The sequence below is a fragment of the Kitasatospora sp. NPDC059803 genome (assembly GCF_042732255.1).
Classification (GTDB): domain Bacteria; phylum Actinomycetota; class Actinomycetes; order Streptomycetales; family Streptomycetaceae; genus Kitasatospora.
In genome coordinates, this window is the sequence record NZ_JBHWIJ010000436.1 from 1 (window position 1) to 5152 (window position 5152).

General features: G+C 75.6%; 6 protein-coding genes. 2 read left to right on the plus strand and 4 right to left on the minus strand.

Going from position 1 to position 5152, the window contains the following annotated elements; genetic code table 11:
* Positions 1-22: 22 nt before the first annotated feature.
* From ACFV6I_RS37465 to ACFV6I_RS37480, 4 genes are all read right to left on the minus strand, one after another.
* Complete coding sequence (locus ACFV6I_RS37465; RefSeq protein WP_380430551.1) at positions 23-760, minus strand: polysaccharide deacetylase family protein; 738 nt, start codon at positions 758-760, stop codon at positions 23-25.
* A 5-nt stretch (positions 761-765) separates the two neighbouring features.
* Entirely contained in the window at positions 766-1497 is a 732-nt protein-coding gene (locus ACFV6I_RS37470) for an SDR family oxidoreductase (protein WP_244293554.1), read from the minus strand.
* 135 nt (positions 1498-1632) lie between these two features.
* Positions 1633-2559, minus strand: a complete 927-nt coding sequence (locus tag ACFV6I_RS37475) for a hypothetical protein (RefSeq protein WP_380430555.1) — start codon at positions 2557-2559, stop codon at positions 1633-1635.
* 102 nt (positions 2560-2661) lie between these two features.
* Entirely contained in the window at positions 2662-3465 is an 804-nt protein-coding gene (locus tag ACFV6I_RS37480; protein WP_380343185.1) for an SAM-dependent methyltransferase, read from the minus strand.
* A 223-nt stretch (positions 3466-3688) separates the two neighbouring features.
* Here ACFV6I_RS37480 and ACFV6I_RS37485 point away from each other — a divergent pair, with 223 nt between their 5' ends.
* Positions 3689-4378 (plus strand): RNA polymerase sigma factor, encoded by a 690-nt coding sequence (locus ACFV6I_RS37485; RefSeq protein ID WP_380430557.1) that lies wholly within the window; start codon positions 3689-3691, stop codon positions 4376-4378.
* A gap of 89 nt (positions 4379-4467) precedes the next feature.
* A complete protein-coding gene (locus ACFV6I_RS37490) occupies positions 4468-5115 on the plus strand; it encodes a hypothetical protein (RefSeq protein WP_380343188.1) in 648 nt (215 codons plus the stop codon).
* The last annotated feature ends 37 nt before the right edge of the window (positions 5116-5152 follow it).

A 5152-nucleotide genomic window follows, 5' to 3' on the forward strand; every position in this document is an offset into this window, starting at 1 on the left:
CTCGGCGGCGGGCGCGATGCCGTCAGCCGCGGGCGGCCCCCGGGACGGCGTGGTCGCGGAGCGGGCCGAGGGTGAGGGAGTGGGCGCGGCAGTGGGCGGCGATCAGCGGAAGGGCGGCGAGGGTGGCCCGCCAGGAGTCGGGGGCGGAGGTGCAGTCGGAGTCGTGCAGGAGGAGGGTCGCGCCGCCGGTGAGGCCGGGGCGGGCGGCCGCGTAGACGGAGGCCCCGGTCGCCTCCGCCGTCCAGTCCCGGCCCCAGGCCGTCCACAGCACCGGGCGCAGGCCCAGCCGCCGGGCGGCCAGGGCCGGGCCCGCCGTCAGCACCCCGTACGGCGGGCGGTACCAGTGCGGGCGCACCCCGCACAGCGCGGTCACCGCCTCGGTCGCGTGGCGCAGTTCGCGCAGGTCACGGGCCGGGGCCGGGTACCACTGCGGCCGGTGGTGCCAGCCGTGGACGGCCACCTCGTGGTCGCGCAGCACCAGCTCCCGGCCGAGGGCGGGGGCGCGCTCCAGCATCGAGCCCAGCAGGAAGAAGGTGGCCCGGACACCGCCCAGCGCGTCCAGCGCATCCAGGATCTCCGGGGTGCTGCGCGGGTCGGGGCCGTCGTCGAAGGTCAGGGCGACGTGGTGCGGGTCGGCACCGAGGCCTGCGGTTCGACGGGCCAGCGTGCGGCGCAGTGTCGGGAGGCGCACCGCCGCCGGGGCCAGGTGCGCGAACTCCGCCGCGGCCGCCGCCGCGAGCACCCGGGTGGCGATGTTCACCGGGCTCACCCGAAGCGGGAGGCCATGCGCCGGAACACGCCCGGCGCCACGCCGTGGATCCGGGCCGGGAAGCCGAGCCAGTGCGGCACGAAGAGCCGGTCGCGACCGGTGGTGATGGTCGCGACCACGGTGTCGGCGACCCGCTCCGCCGGCACGGGCCGTGGCCGCTCCCGCTGGTAGGGCGTGCCGCGCCGGTCGAAGAACGGGGTGTCCACCGGGCCCGGCAGCACCAGGCGCACCCCCACCCCGGTGCCGCGCAGCTCATACCAGAGACTCTCCGCGAACATCGCCAGCCCGCCCTTGGTCGCCGCGTACCCCGACTCGTCGCGCACGCCGACCTGGCCGGCCATCGAGCCGAGCAGCACGATCCGGCCCCGGCGGCGCTCCAGCATGCCCGGCAGGAGCAGGCGGACCAGCCGCAGCGGGGCGGCGAAGTTGACCTCGATCATCCGGTCCAGGACGTCCGAGGGGGTGTCCGCGAACGGTCCGCGCCACCCCAGGCCCGCACTGGCGACCAGCGCGTCCACCCGGCCGGCCTCCGCGAGGGCCGCCTCCGCGAGCCGACTCGGGCCGTCCGGTTTGCTCAGGTCCTCGGGCAGGACGCGGCCACCGGTCCGGGCGGCGACCTCGTCCAGGCGGGCGCCGTCCGTACCGGACAGCAGGGTCCGCCAGCCGGCGTCGGCCAGGCGGACGGCCGTGGCCAGGCCGATGCCGGAGGAGGCTCCGGTGACGAGCACGACCGGAGGGTCGGCGGGCCCCGGCCGTCGGGGGCCCGGCTGGGCTTCGTCCGCCATCGCGCACCTGCCGCTCCGTGGGCGTTCAGCCGTCCGATTTGTCCGGCATGTCACCTTCGCACGGCGGCGCCGCCCGGGCTACCGGGGCGGGACGGCCGGCTCGGACTCCGCCTCCGGGCCCGGGCCGGGTTCAGGGTCCCGGTCCGCCGCGCCCGGCCGCGCACCGGCCACCTCTGCGGACTGCCCCTCCAACTCCCCGAACCTGGACAGCAGGAAGGTGCCGCCCACCGCCACCGCGAAGCCCGCCAGCGCGCACCACTCGAACCCCGGACGCGCCGCGTCGCCCAGCGCCGCCACACCCACCAGCGCCGGACCGAAGGTCTCGGCGACCGTCCCGGCGGCGGTCGCGGCCGTGACCGTGCCGCGCTGCAGGGCCAGCGCGTACGCCAGGTAGCCGCCGAGGCCGCCCACCACGAGCGCGTACGCCGCCGGGTCGGTGAGAACGGCGACCAGGCTCGACGCGTCCATCACCCGCACCGCCAGGCTCGTCACCCCGAACCCCACCCCCGCCAGCAGCCCCAGCCCGGCCGCCGCCACGGTGCCGGCCCGGCGCACCAGGACGAGGGTCAGCAGCAGCATCACGGCCGTCGTCGCGAGCAGCGCCCAGTGGAACAGCGGCGGGGCGTGCTCCCGGCCCTCCCGGCCCGACCCCAGCGCCAGCAGCGTCAGGCCGACCACCACGGCGACGATTCCGACCGCGTCCCCCCGGCGCAGCCGTGCCCCGAGCAGCCGGACGGCGGCGAGCGCCGTCACGGCCAGGCTCGCATTGGTGACGGCCTGCACGAGGAACAGGGGCAGGCTGCGCAGCGCCACGATGCTCAGCGCGAAACCGACGATGTCCAGCACGGTGCCGAGCAGGAACTCCCACGAGCGCGCCAGCGCGGCCAGCAGCCCCGCCCGCACCCGGTCCGCCTGCGGCGCCGACCGCGCCCCACGCGCCTGGAACACCGCCCCGAACCCGAAGCACACGGTCGCGACCAAGGCGGTGGTGAGTCCCAGCAGCATGCCTCTCCCAGCCTCACGGGCAGCATCGATCCACCACCAGTCTGTCCCCGGGGCGGCGAGGCCGCACGGGTGGAGCAGGTGGGGGCGGCGCGGCCGGCGGGGTCAGGGTTTGAGGGCCACGGCCGCGTAGGCGGCGGCTTCGGGGGCGGTGGCCGGCGGGTCGGTGGGGGTGGGACGCCAGTGGGGGGTGGGGACGATCCCGGGGGCGATGAGGCTCCAGCCGTCGAAGAAGCGGGTGAACTCGGGGAGCGTGCGGGCCTGGGCGGCGGTGCCGGCGGATTCGTAGATCCGGACCAGGCCGGCGATCTCGGCCGGGGCGAAATCGGGGGTGACGTGGGTCATCACCAGGGCGCTGCCGGGGGCGAGGGCCGCTTTGAGGTGCTCGACGAGCTCGTGGGCGCCGTGGGTGTCGGGGACGAAGTGCAGGAGGGCGTTGAGGGAGAGCGCGACGGGCCGGGTGAGGTCGATGGTGTCGCGCAGGCCGGGTGAGGCGAGGAGCCGGGCGGGGTCGGTGACGTCGGCCTCGACGTAAGCGGTGCGGCCTTCGGGGGTGCCGGTGAGCAGGGCCTGGGCGTGTGAGAGCACGATCGGGTCGTTGTCGGCGTAGACGACGCGGGCGCACGGTTCCACGCTCTGGGCGACCTCGTGGAGGTTGGGCGGGGTGGGGATGCCGGTGCCGATGTCGAGGAACTGGTCGATGCCGGCCCGGGCGAGGGCACGGGTGGAGCGGTGGACGAAGGACCGGTTGGCGCGGGCGGCGACGCGCAGCCAGGGTCCGAGGGCGAGGGCGTGCCCGGCGGCCTCGCGGTCGGCGGCGAAGTTGGTGAAGCCGCCGAGGTAGTAGTCGTACATCCGGGCCGAGTGCGGCATGTTGAGCCGCAGGTCGACTCCGTCGTAGAGGCTCATCGCGTTCCCCTTGGCGTCGCGGACACCTGTCGATTGGTGCCCACCGTATCCGGAGGTCAGGCGCGGTCCGCCGCATTCCAACCGTTCGGCTGATCCGATGGGATGACAATCCGTATTCGGGATGCGGCCTGGAGTGACGAGCCGGATGGACTGAGGATGGGCGCAGACAGCCCGACCCTCGAGTGGACCGCCGAGCTGCCGGCGGCCACGGAAAGCAGGCTCGATGACGATCGACAGGGGCGCCCCCGTGCGCGGGTACCGGGGAGGGCCCACGCTGGAGCGCGCCGACGGCCCGGAGTCGGACCGGGAGGCCGGTGGCGACCTCGGCCTGCGGCTGGACCTCACCTACGCGTCGTTCTGCGAGACCCATGAACCCGCCTGGCACGCCCTCGCGTTGACCAGGATAGGCGGCCAGGCGGACGCCGCGCTGGTGGTCGAGGCCGTGAAGGCGGACCTGGCCCGCTGCTGGCCGCAGGTGCTGCGGTTCGAGGAGCCGGCCGCGTACGCCTGGCGGTTGGCGAACCGGCACGTCTCGGACTGGATGTCCGCCGAGGAACCGGTGGCGGTGGAGGCCGTCACCTTCGCCGCGGTGATCGGCGCTTTCAAACAGGTCGCGAACGGGCTGCTGCACAGCGAGGCGGACGAGGTGCGGCTGTACGCGGCGATCCTCGAACTCCCGGACCGGCAGCGGGATGTGATCATCCTGCGGTACCTGCTGGGCCTGCACGTCAAGGTGATCGCGGCCTACCTGGGGCGGCCGGTGGCGACGGTGCACTCCAACCTCCGGCACGCCCGGGAGCGACTGGCGCGCCGACTCGGGGTGGGCGAACTGCCGGACAGCTCCGGCGAACCGGCCGACCGCGCGGGGGTACAGCCGGACCCCGCGGGTCAGCGGTGTCGGCCCGGGCGGTAGCCCTCCCGCCCGACGGGGCGGGCGCGAGCGGCGAGGCGGGTACGAGCGGTGGGGCGGGCGCGAGCGGTGGGGGGCGTGCGGTGGTTCACGTGCCCCGGCCGAAACGCGCGCACGCCGAGCGCATCGCAGCACTGCGCCAGGCCCGGCTCACGGCCGCGCCGACACACCTGCCGTCGGAGTTCGAGCAGGCCGCCTTCGAACTGGGCCTGGTGGTGGCCCTGGTGCTGGGCGCGCCGGACGCCTCCCGGGGGCTCGACCTCCTGGTGAACGCCCGCCGGATCCAGCCCGAGGGGGCGGAGGTGTTCGCCGCGCTGCTGTACGCGACCGGGCGGGAGGAGGGCGCCGAGTTCTGGTGGCGCTTCGCCGCCGGATCGGGCTGCGGCACGGCGGCGTACTGCCTGCACCTGCACCATCTGAAGCTCGGCGAGAACGACGACGCCGACTACTGGCGGGCCTGGTCGGACCAGCTGGCGGCGGCCGTACGCCCCTCCGGGCCGATGCCGTTGCGGATGACCAGGCCGCTGCTGCCGGACGACGTGCGGCGCGACATCCTGTCCCGGGTCCACCACGGGCTGGCGCCGCAACTGCCGCCGCGGCTGGTCGCGGTGATCGACCGGCTGCCGGTGCAGGGCGACGAGGACGAGGAGGAGGTGCCGAGCCCGTGGGGGCTCACCTCGGGGGCGACCTCGGTGTGTTCGTGGGACGTCCGGTGGGACGGCGAGGACCCGTTGGAGTGAGCCGACCGCGTCTGCCCGTCCTCCCCCCGTTCAGGTG

Bases quoted from the DNA above. Each gene is read 5' to 3' on its own strand.
- ACFV6I_RS37475 (WP_380430555.1), bottom strand. From the start codon at position 2,559: ATGCTGCTGGGACTCACCACCGCCTTGGTCGCGACCGTGTGCTTCGGG.
- ACFV6I_RS37480 (WP_380343185.1), bottom strand. From the start codon at position 3,465: ATGAGCCTCTACGACGGAGTCGACCTGCGGCTCAACATGCCGCACTCG.
- ACFV6I_RS37485 (WP_380430557.1), top strand. From the start codon at position 3,689: ATGACGATCGACAGGGGCGCCCCCGTGCGCGGGTACCGGGGAGGGCCC.